Origin of the sequence: Shewanella sairae (assembly GCF_023283535.1) — a bacterium.
GTDB lineage: Bacteria > Pseudomonadota > Gammaproteobacteria > Enterobacterales > Shewanellaceae > Shewanella > Shewanella sairae.
The window spans coordinates 1-605 of the sequence record NZ_JAKILT010000220.1; the positions used below are offsets into that span (position 1 = coordinate 1).

At 44.6% G+C, this 605-nt stretch carries 1 protein-coding gene; it reads right to left on the minus strand.

The window, feature by feature from the left end; translation table 11 throughout:
• Positions 1-111 precede the first annotated feature (111 nt).
• The coding region (locus L2748_RS24290; RefSeq protein WP_248957844.1) for an IS110 family RNA-guided transposase at positions 112-605 on the minus strand (494 nt) is incomplete at its 5' end.

Sequence of the window (605 nt, forward strand, 5' to 3'; positions counted from 1 at the left end):
TAGATTGTCCTCAAAAAGCCAAAAGCATACTGCGTTGCTGTTTTTATTGTCAGGTCTTCAATCTAGTGGTCTGACCGTTCTGTCATCTTCTTTATCATCTGCAAACTCGGCTTAAACTCTTACTTCAAATGCTTGCTTGGTCGATAACACTGACCACGCTATCCGCACTAACTTATTCGCCAAAGCGACAACCGCTACGTTAAATGGTTTTCTGGCTCTTAACTCCAAAATCCATTCACCAAAAACGGCTGCTGCGACTTCAGGCCTCGACAAAATCGAGCGCGCTCCATGGATGAATAACGTCCTCAGCGCTTTGTTGCCGCGCTTACTTATCCCCAAAAGCGTGGTCTTGCCGCCAGTTGAATATTGATGTGGGACAAGTCCTATCCATGCGGCTAACTGCCGTCCGTTTTTAAAGTTACCTGCATCTGAGATATCCGCTAAACACTGACTCGCAGTTAAATCTCCCACACCAGGGATTGATTTCAGCAGTTGCGCATCTTCATTTTGCTCAACAAGCTGTTTCAGCTTTTTATCTTGACCAGCAATACGCTCATTAAGCTGTAAATAGTATTCGTGATGCTCAATCAACTCCTGCATTAACA